The organism is Crocinitomix catalasitica ATCC 23190 (genome assembly GCF_000621625.1).
Lineage (GTDB): Bacteria > Bacteroidota > Bacteroidia > Flavobacteriales_D > Crocinitomicaceae > Crocinitomix > Crocinitomix catalasitica.
Genome location: NZ_JHXV01000005.1, coordinates 16,282 through 40,836, shown reverse-complemented (window position 1 = coordinate 40,836; position 24,555 = coordinate 16,282). Strand labels below are relative to the sequence as shown.

Annotated in this window: 24 protein-coding genes; 8 read left to right on the top strand and 16 right to left on the bottom strand. The window is 32.5% G+C overall.

All coding sequences use genetic code 11. From position 1 onward, the window contains the following. The first annotated feature begins 35 nt into the window (after positions 1-35). The 4 genes from pruA to T367_RS0102490 all read left to right on the top strand — a co-directional run bounded on the left by pruA (position 36) and on the right by T367_RS0102490 (position 4,674). Positions 36-1,664: an L-glutamate gamma-semialdehyde dehydrogenase gene (pruA, locus tag T367_RS0102505; protein WP_027418440.1), complete on the top strand. Its 1,629-nt coding sequence runs from the start codon at positions 36-38 to the stop codon at positions 1,662-1,664. Between the two features lie 116 nt (positions 1,665-1,780). Next, positions 1,781-2,596, top strand: a complete 816-nt coding sequence (locus T367_RS0102500; RefSeq protein ID WP_027418439.1) for a 1-acyl-sn-glycerol-3-phosphate acyltransferase — start codon at positions 1,781-1,783, stop codon at positions 2,594-2,596. A gap of 27 nt (positions 2,597-2,623) precedes the next feature. Then, complete coding sequence (locus T367_RS0102495) at positions 2,624-3,559, top strand: GNAT family N-acetyltransferase (protein ID WP_027418438.1); 936 nt, start codon at positions 2,624-2,626, stop codon at positions 3,557-3,559. Between the two features lie 86 nt (positions 3,560-3,645). After that, positions 3,646-4,674 carry a DUF4249 family protein gene (locus tag T367_RS0102490; protein ID WP_027418437.1) on the top strand — a complete coding sequence of 343 codons (1,029 nt, stop codon included), beginning with the start codon at positions 3,646-3,648 and terminating at the stop codon, positions 4,672-4,674. 9 nt (positions 4,675-4,683) lie between these two features. Here the strand turns inward: T367_RS0102490 and T367_RS0102485 are convergent, their stop codons facing one another. The 5 genes from T367_RS0102485 to T367_RS0102465 all read right to left on the bottom strand — a co-directional run bounded on the left by T367_RS0102485 (position 4,684) and on the right by T367_RS0102465 (position 10,841). Beyond that, the gene (locus T367_RS0102485) at positions 4,684-5,355 is read right to left on the bottom strand and encodes an LOG family protein (RefSeq protein WP_027418436.1); all 672 of its coding nucleotides are present in this window, start codon (positions 5,353-5,355) and stop codon (positions 4,684-4,686) included. Between the two features lie 13 nt (positions 5,356-5,368). Next, positions 5,369-6,193: a hypothetical protein gene (locus T367_RS0102480; RefSeq protein ID WP_027418435.1), complete on the bottom strand. Its 825-nt coding sequence runs from the start codon at positions 6,191-6,193 to the stop codon at positions 5,369-5,371. A 5-nt stretch (positions 6,194-6,198) separates the two neighbouring features. Further along, complete coding sequence (locus tag T367_RS0102475) at positions 6,199-8,427, bottom strand: M48 family metallopeptidase (RefSeq protein WP_027418434.1); 2,229 nt, start codon at positions 8,425-8,427, stop codon at positions 6,199-6,201. A 229-nt stretch (positions 8,428-8,656) separates the two neighbouring features. Further along, on the bottom strand, positions 8,657-9,004 hold the full coding sequence (locus T367_RS0102470) for a hypothetical protein (RefSeq protein WP_027418433.1): 348 nt from the start codon (positions 9,002-9,004) through the stop codon (positions 8,657-8,659). Further along, the gene (locus T367_RS0102465; protein WP_027418432.1) at positions 8,982-10,841 is read right to left on the bottom strand and encodes a T9SS type A sorting domain-containing protein; all 1,860 of its coding nucleotides are present in this window, start codon (positions 10,839-10,841) and stop codon (positions 8,982-8,984) included. The genes T367_RS0102470 and T367_RS0102465 overlap by 23 nt, the downstream gene beginning before the upstream one ends. Positions 10,842-11,048: 207 nt before the next feature. On the opposite strand from T367_RS0102465, the gene T367_RS0102460 reads away from it, so the two are divergent. Together T367_RS0102460 and T367_RS0102455 are read left to right on the top strand one after the other, a co-directional pair. Next, entirely contained in the window at positions 11,049-13,091 is a 2,043-nt protein-coding gene (locus tag T367_RS0102460; RefSeq protein WP_027418431.1) for a M3 family metallopeptidase, read from the top strand. A gap of 14 nt (positions 13,092-13,105) precedes the next feature. Continuing rightward, positions 13,106-14,065: a sterol desaturase family protein gene (locus T367_RS0102455; protein WP_169736011.1), complete on the top strand. Its 960-nt coding sequence runs from the start codon at positions 13,106-13,108 to the stop codon at positions 14,063-14,065. Positions 14,066-14,103: 38 nt separating this feature from the next. Here the strand turns inward: T367_RS0102455 and T367_RS0102450 are convergent, their stop codons facing one another. The 11 genes from T367_RS0102450 to T367_RS0102395 form a co-directional block, all read right to left on the bottom strand. After that, on the bottom strand, positions 14,104-15,555 hold the full coding sequence (locus T367_RS0102450; RefSeq protein ID WP_027418429.1) for a DUF2079 domain-containing protein: 1,452 nt from the start codon (positions 15,553-15,555) through the stop codon (positions 14,104-14,106). 305 nt (positions 15,556-15,860) lie between these two features. Then, positions 15,861-16,298 (bottom strand): SRPBCC domain-containing protein, encoded by a 438-nt coding sequence (locus T367_RS0102445; protein ID WP_027418428.1) that lies wholly within the window; start codon positions 16,296-16,298, stop codon positions 15,861-15,863. A gap of 75 nt (positions 16,299-16,373) precedes the next feature. After that, positions 16,374-16,946 (bottom strand): Crp/Fnr family transcriptional regulator, encoded by a 573-nt coding sequence (locus tag T367_RS0102440; protein ID WP_027418427.1) that lies wholly within the window; start codon positions 16,944-16,946, stop codon positions 16,374-16,376. 19 nt (positions 16,947-16,965) lie between these two features. Continuing rightward, positions 16,966-17,904 carry a hypothetical protein gene (locus T367_RS0102435; RefSeq protein ID WP_027418426.1) on the bottom strand — a complete coding sequence of 313 codons (939 nt, stop codon included), beginning with the start codon at positions 17,902-17,904 and terminating at the stop codon, positions 16,966-16,968. Between the two features lie 169 nt (positions 17,905-18,073). After that, on the bottom strand, positions 18,074-18,670 hold the full coding sequence (locus tag T367_RS0102430; protein ID WP_027418425.1) for a DUF6515 family protein: 597 nt from the start codon (positions 18,668-18,670) through the stop codon (positions 18,074-18,076). 62 nt (positions 18,671-18,732) lie between these two features. Further along, positions 18,733-19,158: a hypothetical protein gene (locus T367_RS0102425; RefSeq protein ID WP_027418424.1), complete on the bottom strand. Its 426-nt coding sequence runs from the start codon at positions 19,156-19,158 to the stop codon at positions 18,733-18,735. 356 nt (positions 19,159-19,514) lie between these two features. Beyond that, positions 19,515-20,342: a sialate O-acetylesterase gene (locus tag T367_RS0102415; protein WP_027418423.1), complete on the bottom strand. Its 828-nt coding sequence runs from the start codon at positions 20,340-20,342 to the stop codon at positions 19,515-19,517. Position 20,343: 1 nt separating this feature from the next. Then, on the bottom strand, positions 20,344-20,799 hold the full coding sequence (locus tag T367_RS21080) for a GNAT family N-acetyltransferase (RefSeq protein WP_051568292.1): 456 nt from the start codon (positions 20,797-20,799) through the stop codon (positions 20,344-20,346). Between the two features lie 40 nt (positions 20,800-20,839). Further along, positions 20,840-22,156, bottom strand: a complete 1,317-nt coding sequence (locus T367_RS0102405; RefSeq protein WP_027418422.1) for a type II toxin-antitoxin system HipA family toxin — start codon at positions 22,154-22,156, stop codon at positions 20,840-20,842. Further along, positions 22,150-22,497, bottom strand: coding sequence for a helix-turn-helix domain-containing protein (locus T367_RS0102400; protein ID WP_027418421.1), 348 nt, complete (start codon positions 22,495-22,497; stop codon positions 22,150-22,152). The genes T367_RS0102405 and T367_RS0102400 overlap by 7 nt, the downstream gene beginning before the upstream one ends. Before the next feature lie 159 nt (positions 22,498-22,656). Beyond that, entirely contained in the window at positions 22,657-23,010 is a 354-nt protein-coding gene (locus T367_RS0102395) for a hypothetical protein (protein WP_211252678.1), read from the bottom strand. Positions 23,011-23,223: 213 nt separating this feature from the next. Between T367_RS0102395 and T367_RS0102390 the strand changes: the two genes are divergently transcribed. Further along, entirely contained in the window at positions 23,224-24,045 is an 822-nt protein-coding gene (locus tag T367_RS0102390; protein ID WP_027418419.1) for a hypothetical protein, read from the top strand. Positions 24,046-24,105: 60 nt separating this feature from the next. Further along, positions 24,106-24,543 (top strand): hypothetical protein, encoded by a 438-nt coding sequence (locus tag T367_RS0102385; protein ID WP_157454098.1) that lies wholly within the window; start codon positions 24,106-24,108, stop codon positions 24,541-24,543. Positions 24,544-24,555: the final 12 nt, after the last annotated feature.

Below are 24,555 nucleotides of genomic sequence, written 5' to 3'. Positions count from 1 at the left end.
CTATTTTTGTCTTTTAAAAATTAAAAACATTGAATATGCCAGAAGCAATATATCAAGTACCAATGCCTTACAATGAGCCAGTAAACAGTTATGCTCCGAATTCTCCGGAAACAGCGGCTTTATTAGCAAAATATAAAGAGATGTACAATCAAACACCTATAGATGTACCTATGTACATTGGTGACAAAGAAGTGCGTACAGAAAATAAAAAAACATTATCACCTCCGCATGATCATAAACATATATTAGGTCACTTTAACGAAGGAGATGCTTCTCATGTTCAGGCTGCAATTGATGCTGCTTTAGCTGCTCGTCCAGCATGGGCGAACTTATCTTGGGAGCATAGAGCTGCAATATTCTTAAAAGCTGCTGATTTATTAGCTGGTCCGTTTAGAGATAAAATGAATGCAGCAACCATGCTTGCACAATCAAAAAATGCGATGCAAGCTGAAATTGATGCTGCTTGTGAGTTGATCGATTTTTTAAAGTTCAACGTCGCATATATGACACAAATTTATGCTGAACAACCAGAATCTGCTGAAGGAGTCTGGAATAGATTAGAATATCGTCCATTAGAAGGATTTGTATTTGCTATCACGCCATTTAACTTTACTGCTATTTGTGGTAACCTATGTGCTGCTCCCGCAATGATGGGGAATGTGGTTGTATGGAAACCAGCTGAGTCTCAAATTTATTCAGCTCAAGTTATTATGGAATTGTTTAAAGCTGCAGGTTTACCTGATGGCGTTATCAATATGGTTACCGTAGATGGTCCGACTGCTGGAGACGTTGTATTCAAACATAAAGATTTAGCAGGACTTCACTTTACAGGTTCTTCAGCTGTTTTTAAACATCTTTGGAAAGAGATTGCTTTAAACTTAGATGGTTACAGAACTTATCCAAGAATTGTTGGCGAAACTGGCGGAAAAGATTTCATTGTTGCTCATAAATCAGCAATACCTAAGGAAGTTGCAACTGGTATTTCAAGAGGAGCATTTGAATTCCAAGGTCAAAAATGTTCAGCAGCATCTAGAGCATATTTACCATCAAACATGTCTGAAGAAGTTTTAGCTTATGTTAAAGCTGATGTAGAATCATTTAAAATGGGTTCTCCTGAAGACTTTGGTAACTTTATCAATGCAGTAATTGATGAAAAATCATTCGACAAAATTGCAAGTTATATTGATTATGCAAAGAGTCAATCTGATGCAGAAATTCTTGTTGGTGGAAATTATGATAAATCAAAAGGTTACTTTATTGAACCTACAGTTATTGTAACTTCGAATAGCAAATTTAAAACGCTATGTGAAGAAATTTTTGGGCCAGTGATTACAATCTATGTTTATGACGAAAATAAATTCGAAGAAACATTAGATCTTGTTGACTCTACTTCTATCTATGCATTAACTGGATCAATTTTCTCTCAAGATCGATACATCATTGATTATACAAGTAAGAAATTACAGAATGCAGCAGGAAACTTCTACATCAACGATAAATGTACTGGTGCAGTAGTTGGTCAACAACCTTTCGGTGGTGCTAGAGCATCTGGAACGAATGATAAAGCTGGATCATACTTGAACATGGTGCGTTGGGTTTCTCCAAGAACAATTAAAGAAACTTTTGTTCCTGCTACAGACTATAGATATCCATTTTTAGGATAAAAAATAATCACATTTATTTAAGGGTGGACATTTTGTTCACCCTTTTTTGTTCTTAAATATTTTTGAATACTCTTACATAGTTTCTTAAATTTGTAGGTATACTAAACGACCGCAAATTGGAAGACAAATTCATCGATATAGATCAATTAATAAAAAGTAAGAATCCAAAATTATATAGATGGATGCCTAACTTTGTTTTGCGCTACTTGAAAAAGAAAATCCATCAAGATGATTCAAATCAAGTTTTAGCTGATAATAAAGATGCCAACGGTTACGAGTTCTCTAAAGCTGTATTAAAGGAACTAAACATAAAAGTCAATATTCAAGGGCTTGAAAATGTTCCAAAAGAAGGCGGTGTTATTTTCGCTGTCAATCACCCATTGGGAGGAATTGATGCTTTGGCGATAATTGACGAAGTTTACCCTTTAAGAAATGATTTAAAATTTGTAGTGAATGATTTACTCTTACAGCTACCTAATTTAAAAGATCTATTTATAGGGGTTAACAAACACGGTTCAAATTCAAAAGCTTCTCTTCAAGTTTTAAACGAAATATTCGCTTCAGATCAAGCGATCTTTGTATTCCCTGCTGGACTAGTAAGTCGCAAGAAGAAAGGGAAAATAGAAGATTTAGAATGGAAAAAAACATTCATCACACGCGCTAAAAAATTCAAAAAAAATATAGTACCTATTCATATTGAAGGCGAACTTTCCAATTTTTTCTATAGACTGTCGAATTTTAGAACAACTGTAGGTATTAAGGCAAATATTGAAATGTTTTATCTCGTAGATGAACTTTTTAATCAGAAAAATAAAACTTTAAATATTACGATTCATCCAGAAGTAGATTATAAAACATTCACCAATGATAAAACTGATTTAGAATGGGCACAATCAGTGAAAGAAATAGTTTATAGTTTACCTCAAAAATGATTATATTAACTGCACTAACGCAATTAAATGTCAACAATTAACACAAATTATATAATCCCTCCTGTAGATAGAGCTCTAATTAAAAAAGAGTTAACGCAAGACAGATTCCTAAGAAAAACGAATAAAGCAGGTAACTTGATTTATAGTATTAATCATGAGAATGCTCCCAATGTCATGAAAGAAATTGGAAGGTTAAGAGAATTAACTTTTGCTCTAGCTGGAGGTGGTACTGGTTTACCAATAGATATTGACGATCATGATACGGCAAAAATTTCATACGATCAATTGATTGTATATTCTCCTGAAGACAATGAAATAACCGGTGGGTATCGGTATATAGATTGTGCGAAAGCAATTAGTAAGGACAAAACAGAATTATCTACCTCTCATTATTTTAATTTTTCGGAAAAATTCACTCAATCATACTTACCTAATTGTATAGAATTAGGTAGATCTTGGGTTAATCCATTATTCCAGCCAGCAAATAATCCCAGAAAAGGTTTATTTGCACTTGACAACTTATGGGATGGTTTAGGAGCAATTGTACTTTTGCACCCACACATGAAATACTTTTTTGGTAAAGTAACGATGTATGACAGGTATAATGATGAAGCAAAAAGGGCGGTATTAGGCTTTCTCAACGCATATTTCCCTGATCCTGAAAAATTAGTAACACCGATACACCCACTGTACACAAGCGTTAAACAACACGAAATAAACTCATTGATTAAAGGTCTGGATTTCAAAGATGGCTTAAAAGTATTACAAAAATATTGTCGTGACCGCAATGAAAATATTCCGCCGTTAATTAATAATTATATGCAACTTTCCACGACTATGAAATCATTTGGAACAGCTGCAAATCCTGACTTTGGAGGTGTTGAAGAAACAGGCATCTTAATAAAAGTAGATGACATTTTACCTGAGAAGAAAAATAGACATCTAGAAGGCATAGAATTATAGTTATCTAATAAATGGTAGTATCGGTTGATTATAGAGCAGTTGAAAGCTAAATAAATTGACTAGTTTTGTAATAGACAATATTAAATATGATCAAAAGAATTTTAGTAATTTTTACTGTAGTAGCAGGAATTGGTTTTACATCATGTGAAACTGAATTTAGTTTAAATGGTGAATATGTAGAAACACCTGTTATTTTTGGTTTACTTGATCATCTAGACAGTATCCACTATATCAAAATCACAAAGGCATTCTTAGGAGATGGAGATAATTTAGTTTACGCAAAAACTCCAGACTCGAACTATTTCAAACAGGTAGATGCGCAAATTGTTGAATTTGATGATGGTGAAGAGACTGGTAGATATTGGGATTTAAGAGATACAATAATTAAAACGAAATCGACTGACGGTTTATTTTATGCGCCAGAACAAAAAGTGTATATCTTTAGGGCTGCTGATTTAGATCCTGAACTTGAATACAGATTAACTGGTGATATAAATGAAGGTAAATTGAAAATTAATTCAACAACAACTTTGATCTCCGGATTTGATATTTCAAACACAGTTAAATTGCCAACATACAAATTTAGATTTGCGAATAATTCTGATGATCCCGATGACCGTTACAATAGAGCTGTAAAATTTGATGTTTACGAAGGTATGAATGCTAAAGAATATGAAGTTGGTTATACAATCGCATGGTCGGAGTTCTATACAGACGGATCTTCTTCTACTTTCTCAGCATATCGAAAAGATGATATCTATCAACAAACACGACCAGAATCTCCGAGCGTATTTTTCGCACTATTCAATGGTGAAGAGTTTTATAAATGGGTTGGTGAAACTGTTCCTGATGATCCAAAAGTAGAGCGTAGAACACTCGATCGAATAGACATCAATATCTCAGTAGCGCATGCTAATTTAAGTCAATATATAGCTGTTACAAAGCCAGTTTCAAGTATTGCTCAAGTTAAACCAGAATTTACCAATATTGAAAATGGCTATGGATTGTTCTCAAGCCGAATTAGATTTGTAAAATCTGCAATTGAGCTTGATCTAAATTCATTAGAAGAATTATGTTCAGGTAGATATACTGCTACTAAATTATTCTGTGAATAATAACAAAAATTAAAAGTTAGGTCGCAACGGATGTGATTCGTAAAACGAATTAATTAAGCTCACTGCTTCTGCTGGATCGTCAGTTATTTTAATTAAATCCATATCCTCTTTAGAGATATTCCCTTCTTTTTCTAGCATGGTTGATTTAATCCAATCCACCATACCGTTCCAGTACTCACTTCCGAATAGAATGATTGGTTTACGATCAATTTTCTTAGTTTGAATAAGGGTAATCGCTTCAAATAATTCATCCAAAGTTCCAAAGCCACCTGGAAAGGTAATAAAACCTTGTGTGTATTTAACGAACATAACTTTTCTAACAAAGAAATAATCAAAATTCACTGGATGTGTTACATACTGATTACTTGATTGTTCAAAAGGCAAATCAATATTCAAACCTACAGAAACACCTTTACCTTCGACAGCCCCTTTGTTGCCTGCCTCCATAATTCCTGGCCCACCTCCTGTTATCACACCAAAACCAGCTTCAACTAATAACTTAGATGTTTCTACTGCCTTTAAATAATATGGATTATTAACATCAGTTCTGGCCGAACCAAAAACAGATACACAAGGTCCTATTGACCCCATTTTATCGTACCCTTCTACAAACTCTGCCATTATTTTAAAAATAGCCCAACTGTCGTTTGCTTTTAATTCATTCCAATCTTTATTTGTCATTTAAGTATTTTCTTTAAAAATGAAATTTCACACCAATATCCAGTGAAACACCACTGTATTGTTTAAGCGTATTAGCCAATAAACCTTCTATATTGTCTAAATATCTACCTTCCGTATAATCTATACTTTTTGGATTATAAATTAGATAAACACCTCTTGAATCACCGAAATTAAAATATCTCAAAAACGGAACTGAAAAATTTGTTGTGATTATTAAGTTATCTGTTATTGGATAATTCCGACCAAAGCCAAATCGCAAATTAAAAGAGCTAACGGATTTATCATACAAAGTGTTTGCTGTGTCATAGATTTGAACAGAAGCTGTTTCTGTTAAACTAAAACTATCAAAAGAACCACTATATTCATTATTTCTACCGACGATAATATCTGTATAAGTATCGACTGTAGTTTTAAGATAATTAACTCCAAAAAAGAGAAACTTACCAATAGGTGCTAAACTACCTTTCCTAAAAATTCTATACCCCAAATTAAAACCATGTGATGTCAGTTTTGGGCTCTCTAAAATTTTCAAATAACTGTTATCGACTAAGTTGTCAACTGTTATATCTTTCAAATTTCCTTTCATAGGTATGAATTGGTATCCAATAAATAATTCTGAATTCCGATTTATAGTACGCGAATAGTTCAATTCATATTTCAGATTGACAATCCTTAAACGTGCCGTTTGTTTTGTAGGCGTCGTCAACACTTCTGAACGCGTAATTGATGGCGCTAAACCTATTTTAAATTCAAAGGCATTCAACGACCCTAAATAACCAGATTGACTGAATGCTAACGGTGCTGTTAAAAGCAAAAATATTATACTTATAAATTTCATGCTGTCTATTTTGCTTTATTTAGTTGATAAAGAATATCGTATACATAAGCATTTATCACTTTATTCGATTCTTTTAAATTGATTTCAGTCGCTTGAATAAACTCGATTTTATCCGTATCTGAATTTATAGATATCGCGAGAAGCTCGATATAATTATGAATGATTAACAAATCAGCAAGTACAAAAGGAATTCCATAAACAGAAATAATACCTAATAAATGAGATGCCGTAAATTGATTTCGGTCTTTATATGTATAGAATCCTGTAAATACAAAATGATTCGTCCCAAACTTCTCTTTAACCCCCATCATCTCTTCACTCTTTGAGCTTATCATATCAATATCTTCATGAGAGATTACTTCTGAAATCCATTGAAAGATCAATCCGATTTCATTATAAGTACTAACTTCTTTGGCTTTCAGATTTTTCGAACTGATTAAAGTTGTTTCAAGGTCCAATTTAGGATAGTCCTTTTCAAACATCTCATTTAGGTTCAGCTTTTTATCTTCCGAGTCTTTATGTTTCCTTTTCGATTTTAAATCGTATTTCTCAAAAACAGGATCAATTAAAACAATTTTCTTAGCGCCTACAGGCTCGAATTCTTTTCTTTGTCGCCAATTATTGGTCGAATTCTTTGCCAATAGCTCAGATTCATATACCTCTTTCAATTCAAATAATTCGTCTTGAAAATTTTTGTTGCCCGTTAAAACATCAGTCAGTCCATAATAGTGAAATTCTGAATCTAACTTTGCCTCTTCACCACCATCCTTTATTTCACCGAAATCTCGTAATTTCTTTTTCAATCGAATCTTTTCATATTTTGAAAGGTCAGACTCCTCTACCCTTTTAATTGAATCTTCAACATCAAAATCAATTTGTGTTAGCACCTCTTCTTCTTGTTCTTCAAAACTTTTAGACTTAAATTTTTTGATATCAATTTTAGATTTAGTCGCTAGTTCTTTTTTCATATCAGCCTCGTACGCTGCTATTGTCTTATCATTAGGGTATTTCACGTTAATATCATAAACCCATCTGTATGCTAAAACGGCAAGCTGTTGCTTTGATAATTGCTTAAAGAAGTGGTGTAAAGCATAACTCTCCCCTTCTACTTTACTAAGAGTTGTTGTAACTTCATTGAATCTAGAACTGTTTTTGTATTTACTTAAACCATATAAAGATCTAACCAACGATAAGTCCAAAAAACGATTGTTATCAAACTCTTTTTGCATTAAACTAATCGCATAAATAGCATTTACATAATTCCTATTTGTAACCATTTGATTAATGGTTTCAAAACGTGCTAAATTTCTAACATTGTTAAACTCATCCTCACCTACAACAAATTTCTTATCCCCTTTAAACGTTTTATCCTCTGTATAGTCTAATGCAGCATCTATTCGTTTTTTGATATTTGGATGCGTACTGTTTTTATCATCATAATCCACTTCTCTTTTAATTTCAGAAACTGAATCAGGGAATAAATTACCTGGAATGATTAATGAAGAGGCGTTAAAAAAAGTACTGTCAAATTTAACGTCATCGAATGGTAAATATGAGTACAACAACATTTCAAACGAACTAAAGATCTCATCAATGGCATATTCTGTCTGCATATAGATATCAATACCTTTTTGATCAGCTTCTAACTCCGTATCTTTTTCATAGATACTTAACTCACTAATTCTAGATTCATAAGTCAATCTTTCATAACGACCTTTTTTCTTAGAGAAGCTCTTCCGTTCAACATAACTATTACGAACATGATGTTCAGTATAATGTGAAACTTCGTGAGCGATAATATAAGCGAGCTGCGCCTCATTTTCTAATTGAGCCATTAAACCAGTCGTAAAAACAATGATGCCTTGATCTGTAGAAAATGCATTAACCGTGTTTGTTTTTAAAACGTAGAACCTTAATTCCTTCAATAATTTAGGTTCATTTTTTAAGGTATATTTTGCGACTTTATTGAGATAGATACTTAATGGTTCATTAAAAAGTATTTTCCCACTCAATAATAATTCGTCAATAAAAAATCGGGTAGATAAGAAGAACTCTTTATCGAGTTCTTTATCAGAATTGTTTTTTAAATCAGTTTCATATTTTTCGGATGTTAGGGTTGTAAAATCGTCAGGAATTTGTCCTTTAGATCTTAATCCATCAAAATTTTCTAATGATTGAGCGTTTCCAACAACTGCAGCAATCAATAATACAATGGGCAATAAAATTCTTTTCATTCAGTAGTTTTAGATGAAAGTATGTCATCAGAGATCATAAAATCATGGATCTGGGTTTATATTACATAACGTATATTTGCAAAAAAGGTACAATTTAAATAATCAATTTAACTTAAGTTCCATTTTCCGGATATAATATTTACAACAAGTCAATTTATTGGAGATTATTTTCAAATTTCCAACAACATTTATTAATGCGCTGCTACTTAAACGAAAAGAGATTAATAAGTTATTTATACTTATTTTTTTCGGCTTTTATACTATCAATAAGTGTTTGGTCTTTTGATTTATGAATTATGGCATTTCCTTTCTTCTCAAACGCTTCAGTTGGCTTCTTCTCCTTTATTGGAGCTGAAGATTCAATAACATCAGCTGAAACAGTTAAAGTATCAACCTTAATAGAATCCTTATCAACTATTGGCTCCACTATTAATTCAGTTGCTGTAGCATCCTCTTGCATCACCTCTATAGGTACCTCCATGTCGACACCCTTTTCAGTCGGCGCATTACATGAAATGTTAAAAATAACTACAGTACCTAAAATGAAATTATATTTAGTTGATAACGATTTTTTCATTTGCGTAATTAATTGAAGGTGATTTAATCTCAAGAATATAAGTTCCAGAAGACAAATTAGATTTATTAAATTTAAAAGTATTTATCCCTTGATATGCGGTACCGTTATAAAACTCCTTTACCAGTTTACCCTCAATGCTAAATAACTGAATCGTTAAAGGTGTATTTTCCTCAAGTTCGAATTGTAAAGTGAATGACTCTTTAACAGGATTAGGAGCAAGATTTAAATTTACTTTATCCTCTACTTCAGAAATTCCTACATCACTAACATCTGTAATTTCAGCAATTCTTGTAAACCAAGTATTCGCCAATGTCCCATAAGCACCGCTCATCCAAATTGTAGGTTCTAAAGCATTATGTTTTCTTGAAATACCTGAATAATCACCCCATCTTTCTCTTGATGGTGCTGTATAACAAACATAATCAAAACTCTCATAAACAAGTGTCGCTCTAGACCATTCAAAATCTGTATTACAACTTACAACTCTTATTTCTGGAAAAACATCAGAACTGGCAGATCCAAATCCTATCATAACAGTCTTATCACCTGCTCCATCCCCAAAATAAGCAACCGCAGGATACGAATAATCCATATTCCCAACATCTCCGAATAAACTTGTTTCATTTTCAAGATCAACCACATCTAGCCTGTTGTAATTAATACCATTCCAACCTGAACCAACATCTGAGTGGTGTACAAAATGAATAATGCCATCCAAATAAAAACCACTCAACAAACGGCAGTCTCCATTATTCAATCTACATGCGGTACCATCTTGTCTACTATCTCCAGCTACCTCATACGGATCGGTATCTACCGTGTAAAAATTCATCGAGGGTCCATCTGCGATATCAGAAGTAATATCATAAAAATTATAATCGTTTCCTGAGAATGATTCTGATGACACAGCATAAATACCAGGACCATAATTCACTTCTGTTCCTGAAGAAACGGGTAAAATGGTAAAAGGGTCACCTGGTATATCTGACCAAAATTGCCATGTTAAAGAAATCCCTGCATAACCGTCACTTTTGTCTATTTGGTAAACAACAGCCTCTCTAAATACACCTGAGTTTGAAAATAGATTTCCAGAAATAAATAATTCATTTTCAGATATAGCCATTTTAGGGTAATCAAACCAACTATTATTATCCAAAGGATTCCCTGTAATTTTATAATAATTCCAACCATCTCTAGGATCATTTGTTTCAGAAAAAAGTACTAATAAGTACGAATTAGCAGAATTACCTGAACATTCTTGCGCAAAAAATATAAATCGATCCGCTTCTGAATCATACAGAATTACAGGATCACAAACGGCTACTATTTCCGCATCATCAACTAAGTCAGCTATAGAATTCGAATAAAGTTCATCTCCATCTTCGTCATAATATTCAATATTTGAATTAATAACACTAACAATTATTCCATCATCTGAAATGGCGATAGAATTATCAAGAGGAGAACTGCCATCATTACTATTACCTCTGAATTCAATATTCACATTCGGCACCATTGGATTGTTATGATTTGTTGGCGATTCAATTTCAGATTCTATTTCATATTTCGTTTCTGATTTTATGGCTTTTAATGAATCAGTCGAAATTTCAGAAGCTGTTCCATGTTTAATTTTTCGTTTCTTTAATATTAGCGCAGATTGCCAATCTAAATCCGCTGAGGATGTTTGAATAAAACCAGCTTTCTCCGTTTCGAAAATTTCTGATTTGGTCGCTTGACCGATTATTCTATGATTTGAAATATCTGGTTTTGTTTGTTGTCCAAACAATGCTGAACAAAAGAATAAAAATGAATATGAAAAAATTAGCGTTTTTTTCATATTAGAATAGATGTTTAATGTCATGTTTTTAGTTAAATTGAGTAATCTTATAAGTAAGCCTAGCAAAAATAGCCTTTTTTTCTTAATTTTTCATTTGGATTTTTCTCAATTCTTGGAGTTTCAAAAGTGTTATCTGAAATTAATAGCTGAAATAAACAGCTTTAGCCAAAACTAAATTCATAAATTTGCACTGACAAAAACAACAACATGAACAATCCTCTTTTAAATCCATTTTCTGGCGCAAATTCTTCAATTCCATTCGACCAAATAAAATTAGAACATTTTAAACCAGCGATTGAAAAAGCAATTCATATTGCTAAAGAAGAAGTCGAGAAAATTAAATTGAATAACGACGAATCTAGCTTTTCAAATACAATTGAAGCTTTTGAAAGAGGTGGTGAATTGATTAATAGTATCGCGGGCATTTTCTTTAATTTGAATAGCGCTAATACGAATAGTGATATGCAAGTATTGGCGCAAGATTTATCAGCGATGTTAACAGAACATTCGAATGATATTATGTTGGATGAAGCTTTATTCAATAAAATAAAAGCGGCCTATAATAATAGTGAAAAGGAAATCCTGAACACTGAACAGGCTTATTTAAGAGAAAAGATATATAAAAGCTTTATCCGAAACGGTGCGAACTTAACGGAGAGTAAAAAGGACGAACTTAAATTGATAACCAATAAATTAGCAAGTATTCAGTTAAAATTCGGTGAAAACGTCTTAAACGACACCAATAATTTTGAGATTTTAATCGATGACATTGCACAGCTTGATGGTCTACCCGCTTCTGAAATAGAAGCAGCTAAAATGTTGGCAGAAGGCAAAGGACATACAGATAAATGGATAGTGAATTTAGATTTCCCTTCTTATTTACCATTCATGAAATTCGCTAAGGATAGAAACCTTAGGAAAAAGTTATACCATGCATATGGTGCTAGAGGCTTTAATACTAACGATTTTAACAATGAGTCTATTCTAAAAGAAATAGCGGAGTTAAGAAAAACGAAAGCCAATATACTAGGATATAAAACATATGCTGACTTCGTTTTAGAGGAACGAATGGCAAAATCAGTTGATAAAATTCAAAGTTTATGGGATGAATTGGTTGAAATCGCATATCCTAAAGCCCTTGAAGAGGTTGCCGAAGTGCAGTCAATAGCTGACGAATTAGAAGGACCTAATCCAATTAAACCATGGGATTTTTCATATTATTCAGAAATTCTTAGAAACCGTAAGTTTAATATCAGTGATGAATTATTGAAACCTTATTTTAAATTAGAAAATGTCATTGACGGCGCTTTTCAAACTGCTGAGAAATTATTCGATATTAAATTCAAGGCAATTGATAATATTGACAAATACCATAAAGAGGTATTAACTTACGAAGTGGTGAATAGTAAGAATGAACATATTGCTTTATTTTACGCTGATTTCTTCCCAAGAGAAAGTAAAAGAGGTGGTGCTTGGATGACCTCTTATCGTGGTCAAAACAAATATGACAATAAAAATCAACGGCCAATAATTTCTATCGTTTGCAATTTCACGAAACCAACTACTACAGCGCCATCTTTGTTAACCTTTGGCGAAGTGACAACGCTATTTCACGAATTTGGACACGCATTACACGGTATTCTTTCTGATGGATATTACGAAAGCTTAAGCGGAACTTCAGTCTTCTGGGATTTTGTTGAACTACCATCTCAATTGATGGAAAACTGGTGTTACGAGCCCGAATGCCTTAACTTATTCGCTAAACATTATGAAACTAGTGAATTAATTCCTTTAGAATTGATTGAGAAGATTAAAGCAAGTATGAATTTTTTAAGCGCATACCAAACAGTTAGACAAGTATCACTTGGACAATTGGATATGGCTTGGCACAATATTCAAGAAATCCCGACCATGTCTGTTGTCGATTATGAAAAAGAATCAGGTGCGAAAACTCGAATTTTTGAAAGTTCATCTGAAGTTTGTACTTCAACTGCCTTTTCACATATTTTTGCAGGCGGATATGCAGCAGGATACTATAGTTATAAATGGGCTGAAGTATTAGAAGCTGATGCATTTGAACTGTTTCAAGAAAAAGGAATTTTTAATAAAGAAGTTGCTAAGCGTTATCGTGAAAATATTCTTTCAAAAGGTGGCACAGCAAATCCTTCATCACTTTACTTAAAATTTAGAGGAAAAGAGCCAGATTCAAAAGCATTACTGAAAAAAAGTGGCCTGCTTTTACAGAATTAGTTCTATAAATGTCGATGTTAAATGAAATATGGAATGAGTTTGAGCGTATTTTTACGACCCCTTTTACCTATATTTTTACTGATGCCAACAAACGCGTCTATTATGTTTATTTAATATCATCGATCATATTGGCTTATTATGTGTACACTCGAGCCAAGTTGAATTACTCCTTTTTTAGATATGTTTTCAATAAAAAAATTTGGCTAAATAAATCCGCATTTATTGATTATGGATTTATCTTCTTTAATAGTTTGGTCAAAATATTATTGATATTTCCATTATTAAATTCTTGGCGTTATCTAGGTGTTCATACCAATGATTTTCTAGAGGAATCATTTGGACTTGCAACAATACAGTTTTCAACGGGATCCATTCTATTGGTATACACCTTCACTCTGATGCTCGCCAAGGATTTCATTTTCTACCTTGTCCATCTGGCATTACATAAAATTCCATTTCTATGGGAGTTTCACAAAATTCATCATTCGGCTGTTACGTTAAACCCTGTTACACAATATCGAATTCATCCCGTTGAATTGTTTATCAATAACGCGAGTTATGTATTTATCTCGGCGATTACAACAGGTGTCTTTGATTATTTTTCACGTGATCAAATTTCGCCAGTATTGTACCTTGGTGCAAATGTATTTAGTTTTGCATTTCTTCTTTGGGGTGCAAATTTACGCCATTCACACGTCAAATTAAAATATTTCAGTTTCATTGAAAAGATTTTTATAAGTCCATATCAACATCAAATACACCATAGTACTAACCCAAAACATTTTAATAAGAATATGGGGGCAAGATTAGCCATTTGGGATACGCTCTTTGGAACTTTAGTCAAATCAAAAGAGACCAATTATTTAAAATTTGGCTTGGGTAAGGATGAGAATGCCAAGTACGCTTCATTTTGGCAAAATTTAAGTCGCCCATTTGTTAACATATTTAGGATGTTCTCGAAAAGGTTTAAATAAATACATCCTGTTGAATAAGCAATGAAACGCTTTATCTATTAATTGATTCCTCTTTTCAATATTATTACCTCAGCATCGTATAATACTTGCCATTCAGAAGCATCTTTTAACTTATTTGTCAAAGCAATAAATTCTTCGTCTTTTAAAGGATAAGTATTCTCCATTTCCGAGTAGATAATGTACTCAGCGTCCTTAATCATTGGGAATTGATAAATATTATCTCGCAATGAAAGATGCGGTAAAAACGATGATTGCGCACTTACAACTGCATCGGCGGGGATCTTTGAAAGCTCCTGATGAACCTCAGCCACGTTATAATCTCTTTGATAATGACTTTTTTGGTAAAATCTAATTTGGGATTTATTTGTAAAATAAACCGTATTGTCCATCGTTCTGAATGTTGATCCGATAGCTAAACAAACGATTATTACTCCAATAGGTTTAATTAAATTCTGTTTTTTAAACTCGGCAACCACCATAAATATTCCAATAGCTAAAATCGGTGCAAATTCAATACTATATTGCCCACCTATGCCCCACATCGAATAATTATCATGAAATAATTTTTGAAAATAGATAGGTACTAACATTAGCAAGTAATGTGGTTTTTTTATCAAAAAAAGTAATCCCGAAAATAATAGTAAAACGTGTAATTCCATTTTTACAAAATCTCCACCTAGACTATTATTATGGTTGGTAAACAACATTGAGATAGACTCTACAGGATGCGTAATTAAATGTATTAAGGCCTCTGACGAACTATTACCAAGATAACTATAATGAAAATGTGGATATTGATTATTATTGGCCAATGCCGGCATCAAAACAGATGTAATTATCACAAAACAAATCCCACTAAAAACTGAAGCAATGAGCAAGTAATTCCGTCGATACACATCTTTACGATACTCTATTCCCAAGCCCAAACAAACAAAAACCAACCATAAAGAAATATTCTCCTTAGATAAGATAAGCAATAACAGTAAAAACGAAGATGCTAATATTTTTTTGTATCGAACTAAATAGAAGAACCAAGGAATTAATGATGCTGCGATGACATTACTGTGATAATCATTTGCGACTGCACCAAATACACCAAAGAAACTGTAAAAAAATACGGCAGCCATTAAGGCGATTGGCGCCGTCTTTTCAGAAGATTTGAAATATGCGTAAACACCTGCTCCTCCGAATAATAAAAACACAATCTGTACAATTAATAAAGTATATGTTCCAAATATTAAAGACAAAGGAGCAAATAAAATCAAGTAGATATCAAAATGATCAGCCAATAAATTCTCACTTGTTTCTTTGAACACAGTACTATCATTCAATTGGAAATGAACATAGTCGAAAAGGGCATTATTGTAAGCCCCTAAATCCAAAGCATAGGTCCTAAAAAAATAATGATTAACCAATGAGATTAATGCGTATAAAACACCGAAAAAGACCAAAGTCAATACAAAATACTTATGCTTTTTTAATATTTCCATTATTTATGCAGCTAATAGCTTAAATGCAAATAGCGCGACCTCTTTAATAAAAAAAACGAAATCCTCGTTTCTTACTAGTATGCGTTATTTATCTATAATAGTCTACTGTATTAGACAATTAAATCGAAGCTAAATATAATAATTATCTGCTCCACAATTCCACGATGAAAACCATCCCTCCACTTTATAAATTTAACATTGGAACCCAAATGGATTATAACCAACCTAAAACAGTATTTTATTTGATTGATCGGATAATAAAACTTTTAATTCTCCAAACTTATAACAATCTCCCAAATAGCCAATTACTCGCCCTCCGCTACTTCTTTTAATTTTATATTCATTAAATCAAATCCTTTTTTAGTATTGTAATCAATCATTTTATTAAAAAATGGAACGAGTATTCCTTGAAATTTTTCACTTTGAAGAAATGTTATAGTGCCATTACCATTATCAATTAATTGGAATTTATGTTCCCCATCAAATAACCCTGGCATTAATAAATGTCCCAGCCAACTTAACTCCTTATTCTTCTCTATTTTCGTAATTCGTGGTTTGAAATTCATTCCATTTGTTTCATGAGGTTCAATACGTGCTGAAATTTTCTTACCTAATTCTAAGGGACCAACAATTGATTTTATAAAAGGGTTCCAGTTTGGATAGTTTTTAAAATCAGTTAAAATTTTCCAAACTTTTTCAGTACTTGCTTCAATGATAATCTCCGTTTTAATTTCTTTTGCCATTATTTTAGTTTTTTATATCCGACAAAGGTCATAAAGAACTATTATCTGCCACTTGACAAAAATCAAGAAATACGATTATTGAACTTGCTTTTTTCTAATTCGACTGAATGTTTCTGGAGTCATTCCCAACATTGACGCAATATATTGTAGAGGAACCTTGTTAAATAGCGCTTTATTATTTTCAAAGAAAGCATGATAACGTTCCTCTGCAGTCATTGATAAATGCGTCCAAATGCGCTGTTCTAACATAATGAAACAACGCAGGATAAAAGTTTTTTCCAACGCATGCCAATTTGGAACCAATTCGCCAATAATTAAGTAATCCTTTTTTGAAATACTATAAACCTCAGTATCTTCAATTGCCTGAATTGATAAACGAGAAGGTGTTTCGAATAGAAAGCTCGACAAATCCGCTGAAAAATAACCTTGCGCAGAAATCCATTGTGTGATTTCTTTGTCCTTGGTCATTTCGAACATACGTAATAACCCTGTTTCGACAAAACTAAGCTGACCACAAATTTTACCAGATTCAACCAGATAATCGCCTTTTCTAATCGAGGATTTTTTAAATAAATCAGCAATTACAGCTAATTCATCTGGATCTATAATTCCAAAAAATGAATTGATATATTCTTCTAACGCTGTCATAGTTTAAGTGATATAATTCTTATTTCCCTGTTATTGCTTTGCCAATGCTCTTATATTCTTCCATTACAGCTGCTGGCAAATGACGCGCACCTACAGAATTATATAAATCAAATCCGCTTGGCCAAAAATATCCGATAATACCAACAATAGAAATATCTCCATTTGCAAACTCATAATAATCACGAGCAATCCCAGCCATATCTAGCTTATTGATTCCATAGACTCCATGAATCTCTTCAATCCAATGTGCATCCATTATCAACATAATATTCTGATGTGCCTTCAATTTTGATTTTACGGTATTGAACTCACTTAAAAAGTCCATATTTATAGATGGGTCTTTTAAGAAATAATGGTCAAATCCAACCAGATCCACACTTGTTGGAGTAAATATATTATCGACATCAGGATAAGCTTCAATATTCATGATTTTTACAGCTGGGATTGTTTCTTTGGCATAATCACAAGCCAATTCAAATTCTTCCGCAGTAATCCCATTCCATGAAGGTTCTTCCCCTATATAAAAGCATTTTATTTTACTTTGATTGGCAAGTAAATCATTCGTTGAAATAAAGTCATCCCATCGACTTTGATAATCATCTCTTAGTCCATAAATATATCCACTCTTCTCTCCTCCTTCACTTTTTAGTTCGAAAAATATTTCATTTAAATGCAGAAAGGCCTGTACACCATTTGCTTCAAATACATTTAAACGGTCAACAATATTCTCCATTGGATCGTAAACAAGAATATCAGCAATATTCGTGAACGCTGCCACCTCATCAATATAGTTCGTTTTAATTTCTTCGTCCGACGGATCATCCCAACTCACATCAATCAATGTAAAACCGAAGTATTCTAAATTTGTGTTGGACTTTGCTGGAAACGATTCTTCACTTGTTTCCTTTTTACAAGCAATAATAAGTATTAAGACTAATAATTGAAAAAAACGCTTCATCTTTTAATTTACATTTCTTAAATGTACAAAATTAAGACTTAATGATTTCGGTATTTTCTAGTTCTTTTATGTAGCGCGAATTAAACATCTAGTTCCTCTTAATACTAAAAAAGTGCATACCTGTAAATTTGAATTTGCAAGTATACACTAATATAAACACAAGATTTTCTTACTCTATGACCCCTACAATCTCATAAGCCCTTGTACCGTTTTGCTGTATTTTTTCATATAGAACATCATTATATTCATACAATTGCATACCATCAACAGTTACCTTCTCCGTACCTTCTGGTAATTCAAATACAACAGTCCCAATTTCTGGTTGAACAACTTCATAGTAATTATCATTTTGTGTATAATAAACACCATCATATGAGTAGAAATTTCTATTATTTATAATCACCGTACGATAACCAATCGGTAATGAATTAACACGTAATCCAACCCCTGGTAGAACAGGAAAGTATGAACCACCATTCAGTCTATAAAATTTGTGATTGTCATAATAAACAGAAACCCCTTTATGTTGAATCATTACTTTATTCCCAGGTATATTCCTAACCGCTACAACTTTTCGTTTCGGGGTTTTATAAACAACTGTTTTTCGCGCTACGTGATGCGTTTTATGCTGTGTATTGTGTTTTGAATGTTGTTGCACTTTGTGTTGCGCAGGTTGTTTTGATTTATTTTTCTGCTGTGCTATTCCTTCGAATGAGTTTCCCGCAATTAAAATTGCAAGTGTAATAATTTTTAATCCGGTTTTCATGTCCTTTAGTTTTATGTATTCAACTATTGGACTGTTATAAACTAGATTGGTTTAATTGAATTTCAAGAATTGTTTACAGAACGATTCTCTTTGAACACCCTAAATAACATATACAAAACCGCAATAATCATAATTAAAATGCCCACTTGATGAAGGTAAGCATCATCGGCAGGTTTCACTCGACTATAAAATGTAATACTGATAAAATAGGTAACATTAATAAGATTTAAAATAATAAGACTATAGATCAACTTGTTCAATTTATCGTATGCTAAAAGTAGAATTGGCAATCCTATAAGAAAAATGAAAGTAATAAATCCATGGAGGTTTTCTAAGATACTTAATTCCATGACTTGATCTTTAAAAAACTGAGAAACAAAGAATAGATGGATGATATGATTTACAGCAAATGATGTTATCAAAATGTGAAAGATATTCTTTTTTACTTCGGATTTATAGATTGATTTTAAACCATAGTAACCTATCATGAAAAGCAAAATTAGATTTATTAAGGCTGATGTTCTTCCAGAATTTCTTGCACATTCAGCAAATATTAAATCAGTTGGTTAAATAGAATAATATGCTATTAAGTAAATCAAAACGTTTAATAATAAAATGAACGCAATAAATATTAGTAAACTTGTTTTATTCAACATTGAAATATCAGCTAGGTGGTTTTGAATAACGCAAATATTTATGATATATTTCACAACAGCAACAATATAATCAATTCAAAATGAACGCCTAACAACTTAACGAACAAGAATAGTTATTTTAAAAGAATAATCTTATTTAAAAACAACTTCTCTTATGGGGTGTAATAAAGAATGAAAATCACTTCATACTATTCTTCTATTATCTTTTGATATTCTTCAAAGTACCGTTTTGCCAATTCAATTTGTCCTTTTGCGTCATAATGAATCGGATCAATCTCTTTGTTTACTTTTTCGATAATAAATGGAATTTCAGGATTAACATATCCGCAATGTTCATGTCTAAAGACAGAAGTAGCAATTATACTTTGTATTTGCTCTCTAAAAGAGTTTCCCCTCACCCAATATGGTACCATTCCTCCTAAAATAAACGGAACATCGACTGCGTTTAGATCTGCTCTAATATCTTTAATAAAATTATCTAAATTTTCTTGATAATTTTCGTTTACAAAATAAGCATCAGTTTCACCTTGATGCCATAGTATTGTTGTTAATTTACTATCAGGAAAATTAGACATAATAAATTCTACTCGCTCAATGGCATCTTGATATAATCCATCTCCTTTATTCCAGTCATTTTTTATAAAACAACTACCCGTTGCGCCGCATGGAATAATTACAATTTGATTCGTGTCTGTTAAGATGTTCTGAAGTTCCTTCGCGAAAAACAGACCAAAACCTATTCGATTTTCTGATGCAGAATGATGCTGTAGTTGAACTGTTGCGTCGATCAATTGATAATCATCTTCTTTAAATCTACCCAATTGTAAGATATTGTCAGAGGTTGTATGTACAACAGTGTCCGTTTGTTTCCCATAATGACTATTAGATTGGCCTGCAATTAAAATTATATTATAAGCTTTTACTTTCTCAATTACTGGTTCTTCTCTAATAAAAACAGGATCTTTCCTACAAGCATAGATTGTTATTAAAGTAAAGATGATTAATATAAATCTCATTCTAATTTAATTCTTTTAAAAAATGTACCAATTCAATCTCCTCTTTGAACCCAAACTGCTTATGAAAAGCTCGAGCATTTGTATTTGAAAGCCAAGTATCAGAACCTAATTGCATGCAATTATTTGATTTCAACCATTGCTCTCCCATTTCTAAAAATCTTTTTGATATGCCGTTATTACGAAAATCAGGTTCGATATATATTCCTTCCAAATAACCTGTTGGAGCCTTTTCTGATCCTTCAACATAATCAGTACGAATAGTGAAAATTGCAAATCCTACAGCTATACCTTTTGAATTCTTAGCTATGTAAATGCGTTGATTATTCGCTCCTGTAACTCTTTCAAGTTGCTTTTTCAAATAAGTTTCTTGATAATCTTTCCACAGCTCACGCCCCATTTTGAATAAAGCTTCAAAATCCGACTCATTGAATACATCATATTTTATAGTTGCTTTCATTTTTTTACGAAACTTTATTTTGGGCTTAATATATCCATTTTCATTTATCTAAATCTAACAAGGTTGACTTTATGGCATCACGTTGTTGCTCATTAACATTTACTGCATTCGCATATTCACCCCATTGTTGAACCTTACTATTTATCTCAGTAATTATATTATTTGCTTTTTTTATATTCATCGCTTTCGCAAAAGCAAGTAAGTCAGCTCTATCAATCCCTGTTCGTTTACCATTAATACTTAAAGCATGTTGACTGACCCATATACTGTCTGGACGATAAGCATGGCAAATATCATAAGCCGGTGCTAACTCCCATTGACCACCTTCTTTTAAACGAAAAGAAAAGTTCTTGGTGTGATCATCACAGTTTCTTGCAATCACGTTAAAAACCATTCTACGATACATTTGTTCTGCTGCAGGATAAGGTAAACGTAATATTCTCATAGTTTGGAATAACTGCTCATAACTAAAGCTTCGCACTTCGTTAAAGTCAAAATGTTGCATTGCACAAAAGGTTTGAATGTGGTGCTTAACATCACCCTTATCACGATCGAATCGTTTCGTCATGAAATGAGCCCTACCGTTCTCTTCTAGTAATTCTGACGGCATCATCTCAATCCCACAATCTATTGCCATATTGTAATAGGCCATTTCTATACGACCATAACCTTTACTTTCTCCAAATTGAGCATCACTGACACCATCTAGTTTTATCAACCAATGCTCAAATCCCTTTGGAGTGTTGGCTTGGCCTGAACGAACTTGGCCAGTACTTTTATTATACGCAATAATTGCCTTTGGACGAGCACCACCCGCTGAAGTTCCAATTTTTAAAATTTCTAATACGGCTTGCTGTTCATCCCTTTTAAGATTCGTCTCGAATTCTGATCTTTTATTCAACATTCGTTGAGCAATATCTACAAGACTTTTAATTTCAACTTGGAATGTGTTTTTCGTAGCTTTTAATTGTGTCGGTTCGAATTCTAACGCTCCCATTCCTCTGGTTCCAATAAAACACAATTGCTCAATAGGATTCATACTATTCATTGGACGTCCATTTTGAGCCAACCAAATATTAATTAATTGATTTCCGTATTTATCCGGTAGTACATCTGCCAATAGACCAGGCAATCCTTTAAAGGTATCAAATTCACTATTTTTATCAGCTCTTAACTGTGGGAATGTAAATATGTTTTGATTCGAACGAATAGGCATTTTTATTGGTGCCAAATCTATACCTTGAGCTTTGAACTTTGGTTCATACTCAAAACTCGCAACACCTCGACTTTCATCCCAAGCTACAGCACCGATTGTTTGTCCCCAAATTTTGACGAAAGCTGTTTTCACTTCTACCATTCGCTTTCGTTTTTATCATTCCCCTTATTGTCCGAACTAGCACGGTGCCTTTTCTTCTTTTCTAATTTAGCCAATTCAAGTGGACTTAATTGTGTTTTTGTTTCAAAAACATTCAGGACTTCAAGTAAATCAAGCGCTCTTAGAATTTGAATTAATGACATCAATGAAATGGGCTCGCCATTCTCAACCTTACTTATGGTCCAACGATTAATTCCTGCATCTTCTGCTATTGCTGCTTGCGTTTTATTCTGAAGTAAGCGCTGATCTTTTATATAGCTCCCTATACTTTCGACAATTGATTTATCAGACATAGAAAGCCATTCATTGTTAGTATTTGCCATCACTAGTATAATTATTAGTGCTTAATGTTAGTATTTACCAACTCAAATTTACAAAACTATACAATAAATAGCAAATAACATGTAGGCAATTACTCACATAAAGTGTGATTATTAGTATTAATGATAGTTATAACTATCATTATAACCTCCAAAATCAAATCAATTAGCAATATTGATCCACATTTCTGTGCTCCAATGACATGAACCATAACAAAGAAAAAATCTTCCTTTTATATTATTACTTAACGCAATAGCACCTCCTTCTTTATCCAAAATATAAAAAGATGAAGTTCCAGCTATTGGCTCAGTCAGTGTAGAATCAATATAAAGTCGGGCATTTGTAACAGTTCCTCCTACTGGCACCTTAATTATATTACTATCACATACCTCCGGAAAAATAATAAATAGTTCTTTTTTCGCTGTTAATTGCTCCTCCGAAATTGAAAACTCACATGTCTCTAAGACTATTGTTTCCAGTCTCGCCACTTCAACTTCATCAACAATTTTCATCACCTGGGTCTCAGTCTGACACCCAAAGCAGTATAGAAAAGTAAAAATGAATAAAATTAATCTCATAGATCTAAATTCTCTATATATATCAACGTGAATGTATAAAATAAGTTGTTTGACAATAGTTATAAATGAAACAATACGAATTGAGATAGTAAAAAACACTAATCCCATAATTCGAAAGTCTTAATTTTTTAAGTTATCATTGAACATTCAATGCAGAACCTCGAAAAAATAGAATATTTAATCTATAGATATGTACTTCGACTTGACATAGAGCAAGAATATATGCATATATATGAGACAGGAGAAACAGACCAAGCCTCCTTACGAAATGGAAAAAACTATTCGACCAATAACCTAAGCGAATTGACTCATGATGCTGTTTTGTGTGAAGCAAATTTTAAAAACTTGAGAAGAGTCGTATTGAATCCTAATGCTTTTGTTTTAAAGCATAAATCGGGACAATACAAACGATTCGACAATCAACATATAGTCGATCTGATTCATTCTGAAATGGGCAATGACCTAAAGTCTTTTGGCAATTCTTCGGGGACGCGCATCCTCAAAATATTAGTATATCGAAATGTAATGACAGAAGAAGTCATTAATTCCATAAAAGAAACGCTTAAAAATAGAATTGAAGCTGAAATAGACGGACTTAAAAGTATGTTAGATTATAACCTGTCTAATGTATTTCTTAACGAATATTTTTACCGAGCATGCGCGAAATTGGACAGTAATTATTTTGACGAGCCTTTATTAATTTTAAACAATACTGTATTAGATAAATCATCACCTTATATAAAAGAACGTTTTACAATAGCGCTGAGTGTATACAATAGCGAAAGCAATTTAATCAATCAAATATTTGCTAGAGATTATAACCAAATTCATTCCCAATATTTCAAGTCTAACAATAAAAAACAGAAATTAAAAAGCCTATTTCAAAGCAAACCAATTATTACCACATCAATGATAGTAATGTTTTTTTCAATCCTTATAAAATTGATATCCAACTCAAACTTCTTCGAATAAAATGAAACTTATCCACTCCTCCCCGAGCAACCTAATTTGACTATTTTTAAAATGCTGAGTTTGAAAAAAAAATCTATCCTCGAAAACCAGTATTTTGATACAATATCAATTTTCAAAAATTGTGACTTCATCATTGATAATACACAGTTTAAAAACTTCCCAACAGACAAAAAAAGATTTAAAGAAATTGAATTAGTCAATAACACTAATAAAGATATAATTGTCATTTGGTTTAGCGCCAATGGCACTGCTTATAGTTTTTTAAGTCATTCTAAAACTGTAAAATTAACCCCGTACGCAGGAACACTTATGCTTTACGCTGGTAGGCAACCTCAAAATTCAAGTCAAGTCAATAGTAATCCCAAATTCAGATTTAAAGAATTCACAAAGAATGATAGTTTACTGTTGCAAAAGGAAATTAATTTAAATAGTATTGAAGCTGATGGTATTCAATATGAGGTTGTAGAAGAAGAAGGTGAGGTTAAGATTAAATCTTAAAGGAAACGAGCA

What these genes read in the sequence shown, in the direction of transcription:
- T367_RS0102470 (WP_027418433.1), bottom strand. Translation starts at nt 9,004, where the DNA reads ATGAAAAAATCGTTATCAACTAAATATAATTTCATTTTAGGTACTGTA.
- T367_RS0102445 (WP_027418428.1), bottom strand. Translation starts at nt 16,298, where the DNA reads ATGGCAAAAGAAATTAAAACGGAGATTATCATTGAAGCAAGTACTGAA.
- T367_RS0102460 (WP_027418431.1), top strand. Translation starts at nt 11,049, where the DNA reads ATGAACAATCCTCTTTTAAATCCATTTTCTGGCGCAAATTCTTCAATT.
- T367_RS0102450 (WP_027418429.1), bottom strand. Translation starts at nt 15,555, where the DNA reads ATGGAAATATTAAAAAAGCATAAGTATTTTGTATTGACTTTGGTCTTT.
- T367_RS0102415 (WP_027418423.1), bottom strand. Translation starts at nt 20,342, where the DNA reads ATGAGATTTATATTAATCATCTTTACTTTAATAACAATCTATGCTTGT.
- T367_RS0102400 (WP_027418421.1), bottom strand. Translation starts at nt 22,497, where the DNA reads ATGGCAAATACTAACAATGAATGGCTTTCTATGTCTGATAAATCAATT.
- T367_RS0102480 (WP_027418435.1), bottom strand. Translation starts at nt 6,193, where the DNA reads ATGAAATTTATAAGTATAATATTTTTGCTTTTAACAGCACCGTTAGCA.
- T367_RS21080 (WP_051568292.1), bottom strand. Translation starts at nt 20,799, where the DNA reads ATGAAAGCAACTATAAAATATGATGTATTCAATGAGTCGGATTTTGAA.
- T367_RS0102440 (WP_027418427.1), bottom strand. Translation starts at nt 16,946, where the DNA reads ATGACAGCGTTAGAAGAATATATCAATTCATTTTTTGGAATTATAGAT.
- T367_RS0102455 (WP_169736011.1), top strand. Translation starts at nt 13,106, where the DNA reads ATGTTAAATGAAATATGGAATGAGTTTGAGCGTATTTTTACGACCCCT.
- T367_RS0102465 (WP_027418432.1), bottom strand. Translation starts at nt 10,841, where the DNA reads ATGAAAAAAACGCTAATTTTTTCATATTCATTTTTATTCTTTTGTTCA.
- T367_RS0102485 (WP_027418436.1), bottom strand. Translation starts at nt 5,355, where the DNA reads ATGACAAATAAAGATTGGAATGAATTAAAAGCAAACGACAGTTGGGCT.
- T367_RS0102435 (WP_027418426.1), bottom strand. Translation starts at nt 17,904, where the DNA reads ATGAAGCGTTTTTTTCAATTATTAGTCTTAATACTTATTATTGCTTGT.
- T367_RS0102495 (WP_027418438.1), top strand. Translation starts at nt 2,624, where the DNA reads ATGTCAACAATTAACACAAATTATATAATCCCTCCTGTAGATAGAGCT.
- T367_RS0102390 (WP_027418419.1), top strand. Translation starts at nt 23,224, where the DNA reads ATGCAGAACCTCGAAAAAATAGAATATTTAATCTATAGATATGTACTT.
- T367_RS0102490 (WP_027418437.1), top strand. Translation starts at nt 3,646, where the DNA reads ATGATCAAAAGAATTTTAGTAATTTTTACTGTAGTAGCAGGAATTGGT.
- T367_RS0102430 (WP_027418425.1), bottom strand. Translation starts at nt 18,670, where the DNA reads ATGAAAACCGGATTAAAAATTATTACACTTGCAATTTTAATTGCGGGA.
- T367_RS0102405 (WP_027418422.1), bottom strand. Translation starts at nt 22,156, where the DNA reads ATGGTAGAAGTGAAAACAGCTTTCGTCAAAATTTGGGGACAAACAATC.
- T367_RS0102425 (WP_027418424.1), bottom strand. Translation starts at nt 19,158, where the DNA reads ATGATAGGTTACTATGGTTTAAAATCAATCTATAAATCCGAAGTAAAA.
- pruA (WP_027418440.1), top strand. Translation starts at nt 36, where the DNA reads ATGCCAGAAGCAATATATCAAGTACCAATGCCTTACAATGAGCCAGTA.
- T367_RS0102475 (WP_027418434.1), bottom strand. Translation starts at nt 8,427, where the DNA reads ATGAAAAGAATTTTATTGCCCATTGTATTATTGATTGCTGCAGTTGTT.